Genomic DNA, 20,609 nt, shown 5'->3' with positions numbered 1-20,609 from the left:
CAACCATGTTTTATGCATCGAATTGTTTGTTTTAATTTTACATTAATTACAATTAAAATGCAAATAAGCCTTCAAATCCTGTTAACAGAACTTAAAGGCTTATTAAAAATTAAATTTGCTTTAACACCGATTGAATATTATATAAACTTTGGTTCGACTGAATTTTATCAAAAAATTTCATATTACGACAGATTGCTTTTACTGCACTAGCTCTAGCATATACATTAGACATCAACCCATCGATATCCTTAAGTACTAGTTCATTGATATTGCTGATATTACCAAAATCAAATAATACCATTACACCATCTTGCAAATATTCTTCAATCTCTGTCACCAAGGTCTTACAACTATTTTTTGTTATATTAGCATTAATATTTACTACTACTAATTTGCCATCGCAACCAATACGATAAGGCGGTTTAAAATCTCGAACTAAGTGATCGGTATCTTCTCGTTTTAACTTTTGAACCATTTCACGATGTTTTTTTATATCATGATTTTGCTCTATCACATTATTTAATACCGCACTAACTTTTTCTTGAGTAATTGGCTTAATCAAAAAATGTCTAGCACCACGCTCTAAGGCATCAATAATAACGCCTCGTTCTTCCATCGCACTTATTACAATTATTTTTGCGTCAGTAAAGGTTGCAACTATTTTCGAAGTTGCCTCAGCGCCACTCATACCTTCCATCGTTAAATCCATCGTCACAACATCCGGTCGTAATCTTATATACTCAACATACGCTTTAGCACCGGTTTCAGCTTCGCCTACTACCTTATGCCCCAATGACGTTATTATTTTTCTCAAAGCTGCTCTGGCAACTGCTGAATCATCAACTATTAAGATATCGGCCATTTACATCACACTCCTTGCCTCAGCCAATATTTTTTTCACGGTTTTCATCAGTTCTTGATCTTTTAATTTTATTTCATAATAATCAAAGCCGGCAGCTAAAGCTATTTGCCGATGTTCTTCATCATCTAGTGAAGTTAACGCAATCACCGGTAGATTTTTGAATTTATCTTTAGCTCTAACACTTTTAATAAATTCTAATCCATCCATTTTAGGCATTTCAATATCGCTAATTATCAAATTAAAATTATCTTTCTGCAATAAAGCTAAGCCTTCTAGTCCATTTTGCGCTAATACCGACTGATACCCCTCTTGTTCTAATATATTCTTTAAAGCTTTCGCAAAAACCTGCGTATCTTCCACCACTAAGATTTTTATTTTTTGATTGGCAACTTTTTTGCGAGCTAAAGCCTGATTACTACACAACCTATTATAGTTTGGCGTAACAAGCTGTAGCAATTCCGGCAAATTCAGTAATGTTATTAGTTGATCTTTAATAAATTTACTACCACAAAGAGCCAACCCTTTACCGCAATTTTGACTTATTGCAAAATCAGCTGAAACAGTATCAAGTATTTCCTCGGCAATAATCGCCGTAGCATAACTTAGATCTTTCGGAATTATCACATAAACATTTTTTTTCTTACATTTATTATTGGAGATTGGAATATAATATTCCGGCCGAATAACTCTGATATTTTCGTTATTATGCTTGAAATAATATTTTGAGCCAACCTTAATAAAGTTGTCAGTGTTACTTTTTTGTACTCTCGATATTAAACTCATATCAAGCCCCAAAACTTCGTTGCCGGATGCTTTAAACAATAATAGTAATTTTTCCTGTAGCACCTTATCATGATCTTTTAATTCTGCAATCTTCTTTACTGAATATTCTTTAAAAGAAATATTAGCCGCATTTTTCAGCCCATCAGTATCGATAATCATTGCAATTTTACCATCACCCAATACCGTCATCCCCGAATATAATAAGCAATGACCGATAGCTTTCGATAAAGGCTTTAACATGATTTCTTCACTATCATGAATTTCATCAACCACAATCCCATAAGCACTTTTTCCACTTTTAATAATTAAAATCCGCAATAAAAACCTTTCTTGCATCGCCTTATCCAGTTTTTCCTTAAAAGCACTTTCACTTTCCAAGCCTAAAAATGGACCTAAGCCAACCAAGGGGATTACCTCTCCTCTTAACACTAATGATGGTTTCTCCTGCAACATTTTTATGAACCGGTTTTTATTTTCACCATCACCAACTAATACTACTTCTCTAATTTCATTTTGTGGTATCGCAAAAAACTTACCAGCAATAATAATTATAAAAGCATTAATAATCACCAGCGTTAATGGCAAGTTTAAGCGAAAAGTTGTCCCAATATCTTTATCAGAAAAAACCTCAACGCGCCCGCCAACTTTTTCAATATTAGTCTTTACAACATCAAGCCCCATCCCACGACCAGACAAAGACGTAACCGCTATCGCTGTCGAAAAACCAGGCATAAAAATTAAGTTTGCAATCTCTTGTTCTTTTATGTTATCAAGATCACTTTCCTTAATGATCTTTTTATCCAAAGCTTTATCTCTAACTTTTTTTAAATCGATCCCGGCTCCATCATCAGCAATATCAACAACAACTCTGCCATTTTCATAGGTAGCATGTAAAGTTATTTTTCCTGCTACATTTTTCCCTTTATTACTACGTTCCACCGAAAACTCAATACCATGATCAATCGCATTGCGTACTAAATGTGTTAACGGGTCAATTAATGCTTCAATCATTGATCTATCAATTTTTACATCTAACCCACTTAGCTCTATTTGCACTTTCTTCCCTAAAGTTTTGGCGATTTCACGAACCATTCGTGGAAATTTATTGAAAATAGTGCCAATTGGCTGCATTCTAGTCTTCATAACTTCTTTATGCAAACTCGTAATCATTACATCAAGGTTTTTTGCTAAAGCACTTAGTTCTTGCTTATTTTTTTCCGGATCTTTAGTCAATCTAAGTAATTGATTGCGCATTAATACAATTTCACCGGTCAAATTTAACAATGAATTTAAATTACCAACTTTAACCCTGATACTATCTTCCGTTAAAATTTTTTCAGTATTATTATCAACAACTGGAAGTGGCGGTATTTCAACCGCCGCTTTAACTTCTTTTTGTTCTTCCTGCATCAATTGTTCCCACAGCATTGCTGCTGATTGCAGTTCAGCTACACCGATTTTACCGTTATCAACCTCAGTTTTAGTGGTCAAAATAACTTTCAAATCATCAATAACACTCTCAATTTCTACTTCTTCATCATTTAACAACCGTCGCATAACATCCACTGCATGAATCAATCCATCGACAATGACATCATTAATCTTTAAATTTCCCTCGCGCAGTTCATCTAAAATTGATTCCATCACATGCGCTAAATTCATAACTTTTGTCAAGCCAAAAAACCCGGCTGTTCCTTTAATACTGTGCGCAGCTCTAAATAATTCATCAATTTTTTTGCTATTATTCAAACTCTCAGGCTTTAGTAATAATTCTTCCATCTGATCAATATTAGCTTTTGCTTCAAGGATAAACTCATTTAATAATTCTTGATCCATAAATTAATTATCACCTACTCAGCCCATCTATTATTTATAACTTAAAACGACTTACCAATTCTTTTAATCTTGAAGCTAATTCATCGGCTTCATCCGCACAATAACTTACTTTTACCGCTTTGTTAGAAGTATCAACAATCGCTGCATCTGATTCTTCTAAACTACTGGAAATATCTTGCGTTCCTTTAACAATTTCTAGTGTTGCCTTACTAATATTAGCCATCGATTCTTGGATTTCAGTAGTACTAGTAGCAACTTGTTCAACACTCTCCGCAATCTCTTCCGTATTTCTTAACATTGCTTTCACGCCTAATGTTGCTTGCACTGCATTTTGAGCAACATTTTGTGCTTTGCTAGCAATAAGATTTACTTCTTCCTTTAATGTTGAAATACCCTTGTCTTTTTTGTATTCTTCACTACTTTGCTCCCCAATCGCTGTAGCAATGCGTTTGGTAATATCTTTTGATTCCAAAATAACCTCGTTAATTTTTCCGACCATATCGACTGCGACATCCATATCACTTTGCATTTCCTCAATTTGTAACGCAATTCTTCCCGCTTCTTCACTAGTTCTTCTGGATAATTCTTTTACTTCACTTGCTACTACAGCAAAACCTCGACCAGCCTCACCCGCACTAGCAGCTTCAATCGTTGCATTAAGTGCTAACATATTAGTCTGTTCAGCAATATTGCTAATAATATCGACAATTTTATTTACCTGTTTAGAATTTATATTTAAACTTCTGATAATTTCATCAGTTTCTCTAGCTCTGCTTTCTGCTTCTGCACTAATTTCAATTGATCTTTCACAAGATAACGCTACATCATTAGCAAAGTTAGCTACTTGATTAATACTCTTTGAGACCTCTTCCATTAAAGTACTAACCTCTTTCACTTCTTCCGTAACCGCTTTAGCTGTCACTACAGCTTCTTTAGCCTCATCAGAAATACCATTGACCTTCGCTGCTACCTTCACAACATTGAAAGAAACATTCTCCGTCGAACTAGCATTTTCTTCGGTAGCGGCACTAATATGTTGCACGGTACTATTAATAACATTCATCGTTGCGCTTAATTCTTCACTATTCGCCGCAACATGTGCAGAAATATCAATCAAATTCGAAGAACTATTTTTCAAATCAATGGTTACATTGAAAATTTTGCAAATTAAGGTCTGCAAATCATTTAGCATGTCATCAAAGCTATTTGATAATCTGCCAAACTCATTTTTCTTCACCTGAGTTTCAGTGCCAATACGCACTGTTAAGTCACCATTTTTAACTTTTTCCGCTGCCTCTAGTAAATTATTAATCGGTTTAGTAAATTTATTAGATAGCCAGTAAGAGATCCCTAATGCCAAAGCTAATGTTAAAATCGTCAACCAAATTATTTTTGCTCTAAGACTCTTTAAAAAAGCCATCACTGCCGTTTCTTTTTGAATTAATAATAAGCTCCACGGCTCTGAATTTCCAGGCAACACAATACTGCAATAAGTGGCAATAAACCTTTCACCATTTTCTTGGTACTCTTGAACCCCTTTTTCACCATTCATAACCTTCGCTACAATATCTTGTAGTTCCGGTGCTACTGTGAAAGAAACGGTTTCCGTCTTAGCTAGACCATTTTCAACCACACCACTTATCATCTTCTTTTGTGTTTTATAATTGTACAGTTGTGACATTTTACTACTATCGGGATGTGAAACTACTACCCCGTCACCATCTAGTACACAAACATAGCTATCAGCATCTAATTTGTATTTTTCAATCATTTTTTGGATAGTATTTAAATCAATGTCAGCCATCATCAAACCAACTAATTTGTCATCATTATATATTCCATTTACCGCCGTCGTAACCGGAATATTGCCATTTAACGATAAATAGGATTTGCTGATAAACGGTTTTTTTTCATTGATAAATTTTCTAAACCACCAGCGGTCAGCTCTATTAGCCAAACTGCCACTAGACCGCGCGGTCTGATCACCAGCTAAATTATGCGCAGCAATAACTTGAAAAAAAGGATATTCATTAACAGTATTTTTTAAAATTTGAGCTTGTCTCATATTATTTCCACTGTAGATATCGCTATTATTACCGAGCTGCGCATTAATAGTATAAGCATTATTCATAAACTGACTGATATTGCCGGCCAAACTTTCCGCAATAATTAAATTATTTTTTTCAATATTGGCAGTATATTCGTCGGAAATCCAATAATAGCTAAGTGCCATGGCAATGAGCATTGTAAAAACTACCAAACTAGAACTTAGAAAAATAAATTGTTGCTTAATTGATTTGAACATATCTTTCTTCCCTTCTACACTTTGCTATTTTACCTAAATAAAACCAGAAAATCAAAAAACAAACATACAACAGAGTATGCCCTATACTGTTGTTGTATGTTTGTTTAATAATAAGGATTTATAATCTCTAATCCCGTTATATTAATTTATGCGTAAACATACAAGAAATTCCCGACATCTTATATTTTACAGGATATTTATTATCAGCAACCACACCATCTAGCGCTATTTTCAAGTTAACATTACGATAAACCCGCTCAGCATAACCAATACTAAAGGAAGTATCTTCCGTTATTTTATAAGTTACACCAGTATTAATAGTATGAATATCTTTACCAAAAATCGCACTGGTGTAAAAAGTATATTTATCATTAATCGGCTTATGGTAAACCAGACCCGCTTGAAAACTCTTAACATCTTCTGTCGGCACACTGGCAATCTTACCCGGCAAGGTAAAGTTAACATCATTATAAGCAATACTGCTATCTAAATACCCCACCACTGCCGAAACATTATCGTTAACTTTATATAATAAATTAAACTCATCCGCTTCAGCTCTAGCCACTCCTGATAATATAAAAGTATTAGCGCCTACCTTTTGTGGTACTTGTGCTCGTTCTGTGATAAAAGTCCCACCCTTATATTGTAATATAAATTTATCATTTATGCCATAACTAATTCCATATTTATAGCCTTTATCACCATCAGCCTGAACTTTTTTTGTTAAAATTTTATCACTGGTTCCTACTACCTTGGAACCAATTGAAGCACCTGCTTCCACTTCCACCGCACCTTGTTTGTAGCCATCAGCTGCATAACATTGTAAAGCTGATGTCACCAACAATAATCCCGTTAAAATAAAAATCTGGGGAATTTTAAACATTCAATTAACCTCTCCTTAAAAACTTGCTAAGGTTATAATATTTCAAAACAAATCATTTGTAAAACAAAGACTATCTGGTCTTGTAATTTTTTTGGTTTTTTTGTCGAAAGATACAAAAAAAGGTTGCATTTCTGCAACCTTTTAATATTTCAACTAGTTAATATCAAAGTTAACAAGTTTCGCACCAAAAATTCCATCAATCGCAGTTACTTCATTTAAAACTTCACTTGGAATTTCATTATCAATCGTCAAGACCATAATGTTAGTTCCTGAAATATCTGTTCTACCAACCTGCATCCCGGAAATATTAATTCCGGCAGCACCCATAATTGAGCCAACTTTACCAATTACACCAGGTCTGTTGATATGCGGACAAATTAAAATTTTGGAATGTGGATCAACGTCAACTCTATGACCATTAATCGCCACAATACGCTCTTCTTCACCAAATAATGTACCTTGAATAACAGTTTCACCTTTAGCCGTAGTAGTTCTAACCGTAATCAAGTTAGCAAAGCTTTCCGATGCTTCATTTTTAACTTCTTTAACTTGGATATTGCGATCTTTCGCTAAGCCCGGAGCATTAACAAAGTTTACGCTCTCTTGAAGAATTGGATTTAAGATCCCTTTTAAAACGGCAGTACTAATCATTTTAGTTTCATACTGCGTAATCTCACCATTATATTCCACTTCAATTTTCGTAATCGGCCCTTCGGCTAATGAAACCGCAGTTTTACCCATTCGATCCGCTAAACCGAAATAAGGTTTAATAAATTTAAGTACATGCGGAGCAACCGGTGCCATATTTACCGCAGTTGTTACCGGCTCACCTTTCAACGCTGCTACAATACCATAGGCAACGTCAACTGATACCCCGATTTGCGCTTCTACTGTTGACGCCCCTAAATGCGGTGTTAACACAATTTTATCAACACCCAATAATGGACTATTTGGCTCAATCGGCTCTTTCGGGAATACATCAATAGCCGCTCCAGCAACCTTGCCTGCCTTCACCGCTTCCGCTAAGTCAGCTTCATTGATAATTCCGCCACGCGCGCAATTTACCAAATATACGCCATCTTTCATCTTGGAAATTGTTTCGCTATTAATTAAATCTTTTGTTTGTGCTGTTAACGGCATATGTACAGAAATGAAATCAGCATTAGCATAAATTTCCTCTAATGAAACAACTTCAATTCCCATCGTTTTAGCACGTTCTTCATTAACATAAGGATCATAACCAATAACCTTCATATCAAACGCTATTGCTCTTTTTGCTACACCACTACCAATTCTCCCCAAACCGATAACGCCTAATGTTTTACCTCGCATTTCCACACCAACAAATTGATTACGTTTCCACTCACCATTTTGCACTGATGAATGAGCTTGTGGAATATTGCGAGCCATGGAAAGCATCATCGCTACAGTATGCTCAGTAGCAGCAATAGTATTTCCTTCTGGTGCATTTAAAACAATGATCCCTTTTGCTGTTGCTGCTTCAATATCAATATTATCGACACCAACACCAGCTCTACCAATAACTTTTAAGTTAGTAGCCGCTTCAATTACTTCTTTAGTAACTTTGCTGGCGCTACGCACAACTAACCCGTCATATTCATGAATTGTTGCTAGTAATTCTTCAGCCGGTAATTTAGCTCTTATTTCACATTCAAACTCTTTACTCAATATTTCGATACCTTTTTCCGATACCCCATCTGCAACCAAAATTTTCACACAAAACACTCCTTTTATTTTAAAAATTAGAGATTATTAAACTTTGAGAAATTCTTCACAATCACTTTTGACAAAAATGGCCAATAGTTTCATCGTCTTTCAAAAAAAATATAGCTTTCTACAACAGTCTCAATCCTTCAAAGGCTCATCAATACTATATTTATCTTTGAAAATCTTCATAGAAAAATTTTTTACAAAATTCATAAACTTATTTTTCCAATAAAAATATCATTCAGACTACGTGAACATATTCACCTATTTATTGATTAAATTATCACATTTTAAATTATATTTTATCCATTATGAATCGTCAAGTGTATTTTTATATTGCACAATTACTTAACAAGCGTTAGAATATAAAACAACTAGATATTTAATTATTTTAAATAAATATAATATTTTGGAGGTAATAACCTTGACTAATCGTATCTTTAATTTCAGTGCAGGTCCTGCAACTTTGCCATTGGAAGTACTGGAAAAAGCACAAGCTGAATTTCTAAACTTCAATAATACCGGCATGTCTATTATGGAAATGAGTCACAGATCAAAACCTTATGAAGCAGTTCATAACGAAGCAATTGCTACAATGAAGGAATTGTTAGGCTTAGGTGATGATTATGAAGTTTTATTCTTGCAAGGTGGCGCTAGTAGCCAATTTTCAATGATTCCTCTTAATTTATTAACAGAAGGTAAAACTGCTGATTATATTTTAACCGGCTCTTTTGCTGAAAAAGCTCATAAAGAAGCAAAATTAATTGGTAAAACTCATGTTGCCGCTTCTACTAAAGAAGAAAATTACAAACGCATTCCGAATTTAGACGAAATAAAATTCAGCGAAAATCCAGCTTATGTTCATATAACTTCTAATAATACTATTTTTGGTACTGAATGGACTGTTTTCCCGGAAACCGGTGCTATTCCTTTAATCGCTGATATGTCTTCCGATATTTTATCACAACCATTTGATGCTACTAAATTTGCGTTAATTTATGCTGGGGCACAAAAAAATCTTGGTCCTTCCGGTGTTACTGTTGTTATCATGCGTAAAGATTTAGTAAAAAATGCTCCAGAAAATTTATCAACAATGTTAAAATATGAAACTCATATCAAAAACAACTCCTTATATAATACTCCAACGACTTTTGGTATTTATATTTTAAACCTTGTTTTACAATGGGTTAAAAATAATGGCGGATTAGAGGCTATGGGTAAACGCAACAAAGCTAAAGCTGCTATCATCTATAAAACAATTGATGAAAGCAATGGTTATTACACCGGCCATGCTGAACCTAATAGTCGTTCAATCATGAACGTAACTTTCCGTCTGCCAAGCGAAGAATTAGAACAAAAATTCATTGCTGAAGCAACTAAAGCCGGCTTAAATGGTTTAAAAGGTCATCGTTCTGTAGGTGGTTTACGCGCTTCCATTTACAACGCTATGCCAACAGAAGGTTGCCAAGCTTTAGGTGATTTCATGGTAGAGTTTCAAAAAAACAACCCGCAATAATTATAAACTTTAAAAAGAGAGCGTAGCTCTCTTTTTTTGTGCAAACTTTATTTATATAAAATCATCTGTACAGCAAAGGAGAAAATAATGATTAAAGAAGTAGATTATGCTGATTATGCACAGCAAGCGATTGAGATTTTAAGTAAGGGCGCTTTTTTAAACACTACTGACGGGACAACCGACAATACCATGACCATTGCCTGGGGCTCAATCGGTTTTATCTGGGGTAAGCCTATTTTTATGGTAATGGTTCGCCCTTCCCGTTATTCTTTTAATAACATTGAAAGCCAAGAAGATTTTACGGTTAGTATTCCACTAACCGATATGAGTAATGCATTAAAAATTTGCGGTTCAAAATCCGGTCGAGATATCAACAAATTCGAAGCTGCTAGCCTCGAATTGATGCCGGGACAAAAGGTTAAAACTAAAGCCATCAAAAATTGCGGTTTACATTTCGAATGCAAAATAATGTATAAACAAGCTATGGATACAAATCATCTTAACCCCGAAATTTTAAATCATAAATATGCCAGTGGAGATTTGCACACTCTTTATTATGGAGAAATATTAAGTTGCTATATCGAAAAATAAGATAATATAAACTAAACCTCCCTAAAGTTAACGCATTAACTTTAGAGAGGTTTTTCTTTTTATAAGCTAACATCAATTTCCGCTTCAAACATTCTGTTCCACGGAAAACTTATTTGAGCTTCTTTAATCTTAAATTGCTTCAAGTTTTTATTAATAAACAATTTTAATTTTTCATTGCCCTTAGCAATTAATAATGGTTTTAAATTTTCCACATCAACACCACTACCATTATACTTATAAATAATTTCATTGTTAAGTTCTTGTCTGATATTAGCTTGATAAGCCCAATCATCTAATAATCTCACACTTAGCAAGTAATTCTTTTCAGTCTCATTTTTTTGTTTAGCCAAAATACCTTGCCCAATTGCAAAACCAGCCGTATTATTGGCTGTATTCCAACCGCCATAAGCTAATAATTGCGGTAAAAGTTTACGCTCTGTCAACTCCTGCATTAGAGCATTATCAGCGCCATTCGCAAAAGCAATATCGGCAATAACGACTTCACGTTCTTGATTCAACACTTTATCAACAGCATCTACAAAACTTTTCGTATTGTACTTTAGGTTGACATCATTGGAACTACTGTTAGCTTCTAACGTTGTACCATCAAAGGCAGTATTAACCATTAACACAAAATCAGCTCTATCATAATATTTTGTTGGTAGCGCACCGGTTGCCAATAAATGTTGCCATATCGACTTATCAATTTCTTCATCCGAATAAGTTGGCACTGTATTTTTTCCCACACCATTGGCATATTCAATTTTTACCAATGGAATATTAAATGAAAGATCGTTAATCGCTCTGGTTAATAAGACCATCCCTAACTCATCAATACCAGCTAGACATTGAAATTTACTAACAGGAGTAGCATCGGCCTGTTCTTTTAACAGTCTACTTTCTTTCCGCGTTTGTGAAAAGGGAGCATTATCATCACGCCCCAACGCCAAATAGACAAAATCATTATTATTCACCAAAGATACTAACTTAGCGTTAACTGTAAAGTTTTTACTTCTGCGTTCTAACCAATCAGCAAACGCAGCCTCTGGAACATTTTTTTTGAATTTTAAAAGTTCTTTCTCTTCAACTTTTGTTAACCCTACCGTTTCAGCTTTATCTTCTAAGGCTGTTGCCGCAAAAATACTAGGACCATATTGCTCATAATAGCTCGGTTCAACCCCACCAAAACTACTGCGTGGCGAACGCATAATTGAAGCAAACACATAAATCCGCAAGTTAGGCTGTAATTGTTTGAGCTTAGCAAACTTATCAGTACGCTCCAATAATGTTTCAAGCGATAATTCATGCTTACGCGAGTCAACCAAACTGCCATAAATTAAAGAATCTGCTGATAGCACCACGCTATCAGCTGTTTTTATTTCTTGAAATAACCACTGCCATAATGCTTCTACTTTGCCACTATCGGTTCTATTACCTAATAAATGTTCCGGAGGCACCACTATTTCAAAGCCTAATCCTTCGGCACTTTCTACCGTTTGGGCAAAAGAAATAGGGCGATTATCATGTGGTATAAAAATTATCTTACTATTAGCCCAAACACTACTTTGCAGCCCCATTAGCACTATTAATGTTATTATCAGACCCACAAAGTTTTTCGTAAGCTTCCTCACCATCATCTCACCAGCCCTTTGTTTTATACAATAAACTTTGATTAGCATAATTCAAACTAACATCAACCTTAACTTCAAACATCCGCTTCCAAGGGAATGAAAGTTTTGCCGTCTTAATATCAAAACGCCACAAATGTTTACTGATAAATTTATATATTCTTTTATTAGCATTTTGTTCTAAAATACTTTCTTTGCCATTTAAATCAACATAACTTATATTTTCCGGTGTTAAAACCTCTTTCACTAATTGTTGGCGAACATTAGCTTGATAACCCCAATCATCAATCAAGCGCAACACTAATAACTCTTTAATTTTATCAGTCGACAAATTTGGACTAAGCAAACTTTGTCCAATAACAAAGCCGGCGGAGTTATCCGCAGTATTCCATCCAGAATAGGCCGTAAGTTTGGTTAGTAAATCGCGTTTTTCCAATTGTGCCATTAAATCATTATCAGAACCATTGGAAAAAGTAATATCAGCAATCGCCACCTTATAGCCATGCCCAATAAATTTACTAACTTTATCAACAAATTCAATAATATTTTTATTATCAATCGGTATATTCATTAACGAACTGGCATCTCGTGTTATTCCATATTCATTAGTATTAACCATCAAAACCAAATCAATATTATTAGGCAAATAAATTTCCTTGCCTCCCGCCGCTAAAATATGGTCATTGATAGATTTGCTGATTTCACTGTCAGAATAAGTGGGAATAGTTGCTCCACCAACTCCATAACCATATTGAACATAAACTCGCGGTGTAAGTTGCTTGATTTTATTAACCGCTCTTGTTAACAAGATCAAGCCCATTTCATCAACACCAGCTAGCGATCTAAACTTTTCAGTTGATAAATTTAACGTCAGCTTGCTAAGCTCTCTATTTTCTTTGCTGGTTTGAGAATAAACTGCATTATCATCACGTCCCAGTGCTAAATAATCAAAAACATTTTCTTTAGCATATTCAATTAACTTAACATTAACGCCAAAGTTTTTCTGCCTTCGCCTGAGCCAATCATTAATAAAAGCATTCGGCATTTCGCTTTGTAGTTTATTCAATCGCTCAATATCAATATTATTTAAACCATCAATTTCAGCTTTATCCCTAAGTGAAGTTATTTCAAAAATAGCCGGGCCGAACTCTTCATAATAATTAGGCTCTACACCGCCGTGACTAACTTTCGGCGATCTCATAATCGAAGAAAATACATAGATTTTAGCATTAGGATTAAACTTTCTCAATGCCTTAAAATTATCCACTCTTCTTAAAATAGTTTCATCACTGAATTCATGCTTGCGTGAAGCAACCAAACTGCCATAAATCATTGAGTCGGATGACATTACAATATAATCTTCAACTTCATTATCCTTATCGGTAAATGATTTTACTGTAGTTTTAAACAACCAACGCCATAACCCATCAGGATCACCACCATAAGTGCGATTGCCTAACAATTCTTCCGGTGGCGTCAATACTTCAAACTCCATCCCCTTGATTGAACTGATTGTTTGTTCAAAAGATATCGGTCGATTGTCATGTGGGATGTAAATAATCCGTTGTTTTTTGGCGGCAGCTTCACCAGTGACTGCAGTAAGCATCACTACCATTAAGGTAGCTAAAAATAAGCTTACAAGTCTCCTGCTCAAAAAAATTCCTCCAAACCCCTAAATAATTTTGTCTGTTGTTTCATCGGTTGTTTGACCTTCGGCTTCCAGACGTCTTAGTTCTCTAATATCTTGCCATAAATCACGCGCCATTTTTAAAATATTAGGCTCCATTTTTGATCTTTCACTGGAAACTACCTTGCTAAGATATGACACCGCTTGATCGTAATTACCGATCCGTTGATACAACGCTCCAATCAAATACATCAAGAAAGTATCCGTCATATTGCCAATAGGAAATCGCTCAGAAATTAACGCTTTTTCATAATAACCCAGTGCACGTAATAATACTTTCTTTTCGTCCATCTCCATTTTATCTGCTCGATAAATCCACGCCAATTTAAGATACAAACCGCCCATTTTACTGGCCGGCATACCTAGTAAATCCGCATAGTAAATTGCCAATTTAAAAGCAACCAACGCTTGCTCTCTGCTTCTTTTTAAATCTATTTTAATAGAAATTTCTCGGGATTTTAAAAATTCTGCAATAACCTTTTTATCACGCTCATTTATTGACTCAAAATAAGTATCCTGCGCAGCATAACCGCAATGTTCACAGACCCAAATTGAATAATAATAAGGGTTAATATCTTTATAGTAGGTACAAAAATCTGAATCCTGCTTTGTTTTAATTAGCCTCGTTCTAACCATCGTAACCTTGATTTTTTTATTACATACCGGGCATTCTCGCTCTGCTACATAGGTATAATCTGATTCTGCCATTAACTTCACCCCTTATCTTATAGATTACCACAAATAAGAAATATTTTACACCCTATGCACTAATTTCAAGAAATATTTTACAGTTAAGTCTGCAGTCCTAGCCACGCTGAAAACAATCCGTCCTTGGTACTCAGTTCAGCATAAGTCCCTCTTTCCCAAATATCGCCGTCTTTTAATACTATTATTTCATCAACTGACCTTAATGTTGTTAATACATGTGAAATAATAATAACCGTTTTATTTTGTAAAACTTCCTGCACCACCTGCATAAAAGCATTAGCATTTTCAGGATCAAGACCAGTCGTGGGCTCATCTAAAATAACTATTTGTGCATTTTTCAACAACGCTCGAGCCAATGCCACTCTTTGGCGTTGCCCCCCCGATAAAACTTTACCATTTTCGCCAAGTTCAGTCTCAAGACCTTTTGGTAAAGACTGCACAAAATCATATAATTGTGCTAATTTCAAAACTGTCAGTAACTCCGCTGTTGTGGCATCAGTCTTAGCAATTAATAAATTAGCTGCCAAAGTGTCATTAAACAAATGTGTTTCTTGCTCTACTACAGCAATTTTCTGTAAAATTTCTGTACTGCTTAACAATGTATAATCAATCCCTGACAACATTATTTTACCACTGCTAGCGTGTAAAAACTTCAATAGTAAATTTATCAGCGTTGTTTTTCCGCTCCCGCTAGCCCCGACAATGGCTAAATGTTGCTGTTCTGCTACGGTAAAATTAATATTTCGCAAGATAAGATCATCATCATAAGCAAAACTCAAATTTTCTACCACTAACTGACCTGATTGTAATCCCAAACCATACTGCTTTTCAATTTCAGGTTGCTGTTTTAATAAGCTCCATAATTCTATGGCCGCATTATAACTATCACGCCAATAATATGTTACGGCCGGCAATCCTGCTACTATTTCAAAGCTACTTTGAATTACTAAAACCAAAACTACCATTGTAACACCGGCTATCATCTGTTCATTCACCAAATAACCACACCAAAATAAGCTTGCCATAACAAGCAGTCCCATCCAAAAACTGCTGATAGCTTCTAATAACAACTTTGCTAACTCTGTTTTATTTTCAATTCTTTCAATGCTATTGATGTTTTGTTGTAACTTTTCAAACTGTTCTTGTTCCAGTGAAAAGCTCTTAATCTCCGCTAACCCAGCAATAATATCTAATACTTTAATATTAAAACCAGCTTGTGCTACTGCTAAATTATCATCATTATTTTTATTATAGTAATGAGTAAGAATCGGCACTACACAGCCAAGCACCACCAAAAATAATACTGTCAGTAACGCTAAAGTTAGCGAATAATAACTTAAGAACAACCCCAACACCACAATACTACTTAAGGCAATAAATATCGGTGCAAAAATACGTAAATAAAAGTCTTTTAAAATCTCAATATCTTTAACGATAATATTGAAAATTTTTCCACTGTGGTAATTTTTCAGTTTTGCCGGCACCAATGGTTCTAGTTTTTCATAACACCAAACCCTTAAAGCGGTAAGAATTTCAAAAGTAGCTTGATGGGCGACATATCTTTCACCATAACGAAAAATCGCTTTAGCAATTCCAAAAAAACGAACTGCTACAATCGCCAAATACAGCTGTTCAAAACCGGGTCGTAATGCTGCCATACTAATAAGATAGGCCGCAAAACCAATTAAAGAGAGCGAACTGACAATTGTCCCTATGCCTAACACCAAGGCCGTCATTATTGATAATATTTTTGGGTTTACTAAGATTATTAATTCTTTTATTAGCATTATCTTATACCTCGATAAGCTTGCAGTAGCTTTGCATAATAACTTTTGCCCTTGATTAACTCCGCCGGTGTTCCACACTCTATTACTGCACCCTCTGACAATAAAATAACCTTATCAAAATTAACAGTCATATTTAGTTTATGCGAAACTACAATAATTGTTTTTTGAACACTAAGTTTTTCTAATGATTTTAAAATTGCCAGCTCCGTCTCAATATCCAAGCCTTCCATCGGCTCATCTAATAAAATTATTTTAGCTTTACTCAAAAAAGCTCGCGCTAACGATATTCTGCGTATTTGACCGCCACTTAATGCTACCCCACCCTCACCGACTACCGTATCATAGCCTTGTGGTAAATTTTCAATAAAAGCAGTAGCATCGGCAAGTTGCACCGCCGTTCTTACTGCCTCAAAATCAGCACTTTTATTAGCTATTTTAATATTATCTAAAATAGTAGTCGCAAAAATATGTGGTCTTTGATTAATACAAATAATATGTTCCGACCAACTTTTAAGATTAATTGACTTTAACGGAATTGAATCTATTACAATACTACCTGCCGTTGGCGTTATTAAACCTTGCAATAAATTTAAAACCGTACTTTTGCCAGCACCGCTACTACCGACCACTGCAACCTTTTCACCCAATTCAATTTTAAAATTACATTCCTGTAAACCCTTGCGCTGATCAGGATAAACATAGCTTACTGCTTGAAATTCAATCGTCGAAAAGTCAAAGGTTTTAATTATGATACTACCCTTCAGTTCATCATTTTCTAGCAACAAGGTCTGGTAAAGATTGGAACTTGCTGCCATTGCATTCATCCCAGCATGAAAACTAGTTCCTAACTGACGAAACGGCAAATAAAATTCTGGAATCAACAATAAAATTAAAAAAGCCACACTAAAAACCATCTCACCCGCTAATAGCCTTAGTCCGATCGATACTGCTACCATTGCTATGCCCATTGTCGCAATCAATTCTAAGACCAACGCTGATACAAACGCAATTTTTAACACACCCAGCGTTACATCCTTAAAATCATTACTTATTTTTTCAATAACTTCAATCTGCTCGGTACTACGCCCAAACAGTTTTAAAGTTTTTAAACCTTTAATAACATCTAAAAAATGACCACTAAGATATTTTAAAACCTGCCATTGTTTACTACTAGCTTGACCTGACATTTTACCAATTAAAATCATAAACAGTGGCATTAGCGGCACTGTTATCAATAAAATTATCCCACTTATAAAGTCTAACTTAAAAACAATACTCAAAATAATCAGCGGTATAAATAAAGTTATTACTAACTGCGGCAAATATTTGTAAAAATAAACTTCTAAACTAGAAATACCCTCAGTCACCAAATTCAGCAGTTGTCCACTTTGTTTACTCGCTAAGGCTACCGGCCCTAGATCCATTAATTTTTTCAAAATCCTTTGTTGTAAATTATATTTTACCGCCTGGCCAATCTTATGTGCTAAAAGTTCATGAAAAAATATAACCGCTGAACGCAAAACAAGAGCTAGTAATAGGCAGTAAAAATAATTTTTCATACTGCCGATTACTAACCCTTCACTAAAGACACTATTGATAATAACCATTATTAAATTAGCTTGTGCCACCAACAAAAAGCCGTTTAGTAACACTAACAAGCAGAGTAGCACCGCCGACTTTTGGTGAGTTTTTAGCTCAAGTAACAAGTTTCTATCAAACATCTAATACTCCAAATCTTTGGCTCCAACTCTTTTTCTAAACACCCAATACGTCCAACCTTGATACACCAAAACAATCGGCACCAAAATAAAAGCTGCTATCGTCATGATTTTCAGAGTATAAGGTGAAGAAGCTGCATTATAAATATTAAGACTCCAAGCTTCATTCAAAGTAGAAACAATGAAGCGCGGGAATAGTCCTGCAAAAAAAGCCAATGTAACCATCGCAATACTTAAAGAACTAGCAATAAAAGCTCTACCATACTTGCCTACAGTCACATAGCAATAACTGCCCCCTAATAAAACAACTGCCAAAATCAAACTAATTGTCGCCAACATACTATTAAATAAATCAGTATTAGTATAAGTTAAAATACCACAAAGTGCAAAGCTGATACCGGCCACAATCCCGATTTTTTTAGCCAGCTCACCGGCTCTATTAATTAAATCACCTTCAACCTTTAAGGTGATAAATAATGCACCATGAAATAAAAATAAAGTTAAAAAAGTTAACCCACCAACAATAGTATAGACACTAAATAAATCAAAAAACGAACCGGTATAAATCATTTTTTCATTAATAGCCAGTCCCTTAATCAGATTTGTCACCGCAATTCCCCAGACTAACGCCGGAACCACGCTACCAAAGCAAATCAAGTAATCCCAAGTATTGCGCCAAACCGGACTATCGTCCTTACTGCGAAACTCAAACCCTACTCCTCTAACAATCAGTGCTAACAAGATTAAAAACAACGCCAAATAAAAACTACTAAACATTGTCGCATAAACGTGTGGAAAAGCAGCAAATAATGCTCCGCCCGCCGTAATCATCCAAACTTCATTACCATCCCACACCGGTCCAATAGTATTGATAATCATCCGACGCTCTACATCAGTTTTACCCAAAAACGGCAACAAGCCACCGACCCCATAATCAAAACCTTCGAGAAAGAAGAAGCCAATAAACAGCACTGTAATTAAAATAAACCAAATAATATTTAGATCCATTAATTAGCACCTCCTTCACTGGTTAGCCCTTTTTTAACAAATTTAAAACCTACTTTTACTGCAACCACGGCTAAAATAGCATAAATAAGCGTAAAGCCAATCAACGTTATATTAACTTCCAGTGGTGTTAAGTTCGGCGAAACTGCACTACTAACTTTTTGTAAGCCCACTACAATCCAAGGCTGCCGACCAGCTTCAGTAACATACCAACCGGTGCTATTAGCCAAATACGGCAATGGCAACACTAAAATAAGCAATTTTAATATCCATTTACTTTCAAATAAAGTTTTTCTAAACCAACCAATTAAACTGATAAAAACGACTCCCGCCATTATTAAACCTGACACAATCATAATGCGGAAACTCCAAAACAAACCAGTAACATCCGGAATATAATGACCTGCACCATGCTGTTCAACCGCTCTAGCTTGCAGTTCTTTAATTCCTTTAACTTCACCTTTAAGATCATTATAAACCAATGCCGTTAATAAATATGGCACACTAATTTCATGATCATTTTCTTGTTTAATTTCATCAATTTTTGCATAAATACCAAACGGTGCCGGATTTTTCGTCTCCCATAGCGCCTCCACTGCCGCCAATTTCATTGGTTGCATCGCCGCCACTTGTTGCGCTTGCAAATGTCCGGTTCCCATAACCCCCAACAACCCTACTGTTGCTAAAACTAAACTCATTTTTAAAGACAACGTAAATTCATTTGTATTAGCTTTTTGGTAAACTTTATAAGCACTAATTGCTAAAACAAAAAAAGCCGTTGTAACAATACTTGCTAGAAAATTATGTAAAAACTGCCCAACCACATAAGAATTAGTAATAAGTGCAATAAAATCAACCATTTCTGCTCGGCCATTATTGATAACATAACCTACCGGATGTTGCATAAAGGAATTTGCTACCAAAATCCAAAACCCTGATAAATTACTAGCTAACGCTACAATCCAAATACAAGCAGCATGTAACTTTTTGCCGAGTTTATCCCAACCAAAAATCCATATCCCTAAAAAAGTTGACTCCAAGAAAAATGCTGTCAAAGCTTCTAAGGCTAATGGCGCACCAAAAATATCACCCATAAACCTAGAATACTCCGACCAGTTCATCCCAAAATGAAACTCCTGCACAATTCCTGTAACAACGCCCATTGAGAAATTCACAAGAAATAATTTACCCCAAAACTTAGCCATCTCTTTATATTTAACATTATCTGTTTTAACATACATTGTTTCTAAAACAGCAATGAAAAAAGCTAAGCCTAAGGTTAACGGGATGAATAAAAAATGGTACAAAGTTGTAATCGCAAACTGTAGTCTTGATAAAATTACAATATCCAAAATAACTCCTCCTTTTACATAGTTTATATAATATATTCCATATAAATTTATAATAACCTTTATTAATTAGTAAGGAATATTGGCAATTACAAAAAATTAGTGCAATTTAAAAATAAAAGGAGTATTATTAAAGCATAATATTTCGACTCACTAGCTCAACTGGCAGAGCAACTGACTCTTAATCAGTAGGTTCGGGGTTCGATTCCCCGGTGTGTCACCA

General features: G+C 35.0%; 14 protein-coding genes and 1 tRNA gene. 3 read left to right on the top strand and 12 right to left on the bottom strand.

What is annotated here, in order from left to right; translation table 11 throughout:
• Positions 1–109 precede the first annotated feature (109 nt).
• The 5 genes from KBI38_01180 to KBI38_01160 all read right to left on the bottom strand — a co-directional run bounded on the left by KBI38_01180 (position 110) and on the right by KBI38_01160 (position 8,406).
• On the bottom strand, positions 110–862 hold the full coding sequence (locus tag KBI38_01180; protein MBP8628677.1) for a response regulator: 753 nt from the start codon (positions 860–862) through the stop codon (positions 110–112).
• The gene (locus KBI38_01175) at positions 863–3,481 is read right to left on the bottom strand and encodes a hybrid sensor histidine kinase/response regulator (GenBank protein ID MBP8628676.1); all 2,619 of its coding nucleotides are present in this window, start codon (positions 3,479–3,481) and stop codon (positions 863–865) included.
• Positions 3,482–3,515: 34 nt separating this feature from the next.
• Positions 3,516–5,786, bottom strand: coding sequence for a methyl-accepting chemotaxis protein (locus KBI38_01170; GenBank protein MBP8628675.1), 2,271 nt, complete (start codon positions 5,784–5,786; stop codon positions 3,516–3,518).
• A 136-nt stretch (positions 5,787–5,922) separates the two neighbouring features.
• Positions 5,923–6,669 (bottom strand): hypothetical protein, encoded by a 747-nt coding sequence (locus KBI38_01165; GenBank protein MBP8628674.1) that lies wholly within the window; start codon positions 6,667–6,669, stop codon positions 5,923–5,925.
• Positions 6,670–6,822: 153 nt separating this feature from the next.
• A complete protein-coding gene (locus tag KBI38_01160; GenBank protein ID MBP8628673.1) occupies positions 6,823–8,406 on the bottom strand; it encodes a phosphoglycerate dehydrogenase in 1,584 nt (527 codons plus the stop codon).
• A 415-nt stretch (positions 8,407–8,821) separates the two neighbouring features.
• Between KBI38_01160 and serC the strand changes: the two genes are divergently transcribed.
• Entirely contained in the window at positions 8,822–9,913 is a 1,092-nt protein-coding gene (gene serC / locus KBI38_01155; GenBank protein MBP8628672.1) for a 3-phosphoserine/phosphohydroxythreonine transaminase, read from the top strand.
• A gap of 90 nt (positions 9,914–10,003) precedes the next feature.
• Positions 10,004–10,504 (top strand): flavin reductase family protein, encoded by a 501-nt coding sequence (locus KBI38_01150; protein MBP8628671.1) that lies wholly within the window; start codon positions 10,004–10,006, stop codon positions 10,502–10,504.
• 59 nt (positions 10,505–10,563) lie between these two features.
• On the opposite strand, the gene KBI38_01145 is transcribed toward KBI38_01150, so the two are convergent.
• The 7 genes from KBI38_01145 to KBI38_01115 form a co-directional block, all read right to left on the bottom strand.
• On the bottom strand, positions 10,564–12,141 hold the full coding sequence (locus KBI38_01145; GenBank protein ID MBP8628670.1) for a DUF4127 family protein: 1,578 nt from the start codon (positions 12,139–12,141) through the stop codon (positions 10,564–10,566).
• Position 12,142: 1 nt separating this feature from the next.
• Positions 12,143–13,786, bottom strand: coding sequence for a DUF4127 family protein (locus KBI38_01140; GenBank protein MBP8628669.1), 1,644 nt, complete (start codon positions 13,784–13,786; stop codon positions 12,143–12,145).
• A gap of 18 nt (positions 13,787–13,804) precedes the next feature.
• The gene (locus tag KBI38_01135; protein ID MBP8628668.1) at positions 13,805–14,527 is read right to left on the bottom strand and encodes a DUF2225 domain-containing protein; all 723 of its coding nucleotides are present in this window, start codon (positions 14,525–14,527) and stop codon (positions 13,805–13,807) included.
• An 83-nt stretch (positions 14,528–14,610) separates the two neighbouring features.
• Positions 14,611–16,314 carry a thiol reductant ABC exporter subunit CydC gene (cydC, locus tag KBI38_01130; protein ID MBP8628667.1) on the bottom strand — a complete coding sequence of 568 codons (1,704 nt, stop codon included), beginning with the start codon at positions 16,312–16,314 and terminating at the stop codon, positions 14,611–14,613.
• Complete coding sequence (gene cydD / locus KBI38_01125) at positions 16,314–18,035, bottom strand: thiol reductant ABC exporter subunit CydD (protein ID MBP8628666.1); 1,722 nt, start codon at positions 18,033–18,035, stop codon at positions 16,314–16,316. The genes cydC and cydD overlap by 1 nt, the downstream gene beginning before the upstream one ends.
• A complete protein-coding gene (gene cydB, locus KBI38_01120) occupies positions 18,036–19,040 on the bottom strand; it encodes a cytochrome d ubiquinol oxidase subunit II (protein ID MBP8628665.1) in 1,005 nt (334 codons plus the stop codon). It abuts the gene before it with no gap.
• Positions 19,040–20,389: a cytochrome ubiquinol oxidase subunit I gene (locus KBI38_01115; GenBank protein ID MBP8628664.1), complete on the bottom strand. Its 1,350-nt coding sequence runs from the start codon at positions 20,387–20,389 to the stop codon at positions 19,040–19,042. Before KBI38_01115 ends, cydB begins: the two co-directional genes overlap by 1 nt.
• A 144-nt stretch (positions 20,390–20,533) precedes the next feature.
• Between KBI38_01115 and KBI38_01110 the strand changes: the two genes are divergently transcribed.
• Positions 20,534–20,609, top strand: a tRNA-Lys gene (locus KBI38_01110).

The organism is Negativicutes bacterium, assembly GCA_018052945.1.
GTDB lineage: Bacteria > Bacillota > Negativicutes > JAGPMH01 > JAGPMH01 > JAGPMH01.
This window is presented reverse-complemented; position numbering and strand designations above follow the sequence as displayed.

Coding starts and splice junctions, on each gene's coding strand:
- KBI38_01180 (MBP8628677.1), bottom strand. CDS start 862: ATGGCCGATATCTTAATAGTTGATGATTCAGCAGTTGCCAGAGCAGCT.
- KBI38_01175 (MBP8628676.1), bottom strand. CDS start 3,481: ATGGATCAAGAATTATTAAATGAGTTTATCCTTGAAGCAAAAGCTAAT.
- KBI38_01170 (MBP8628675.1), bottom strand. CDS start 5,786: ATGTTCAAATCAATTAAGCAACAATTTATTTTTCTAAGTTCTAGTTTG.
- KBI38_01165 (MBP8628674.1), bottom strand. CDS start 6,669: ATGTTTAAAATTCCCCAGATTTTTATTTTAACGGGATTATTGTTGGTG.
- KBI38_01145 (MBP8628670.1), bottom strand. CDS start 12,141: ATGATGGTGAGGAAGCTTACGAAAAACTTTGTGGGTCTGATAATAACA.
- KBI38_01135 (MBP8628668.1), bottom strand. CDS start 14,527: ATGGCAGAATCAGATTATACCTATGTAGCAGAGCGAGAATGCCCGGTA.
- cydC (MBP8628667.1), bottom strand. CDS start 16,314: ATGCTAATAAAAGAATTAATAATCTTAGTAAACCCAAAAATATTATCA.
- cydD (MBP8628666.1), bottom strand. CDS start 18,035: ATGTTTGATAGAAACTTGTTACTTGAGCTAAAAACTCACCAAAAGTCG.
- cydB (MBP8628665.1), bottom strand. CDS start 19,040: ATGGATCTAAATATTATTTGGTTTATTTTAATTACAGTGCTGTTTATT.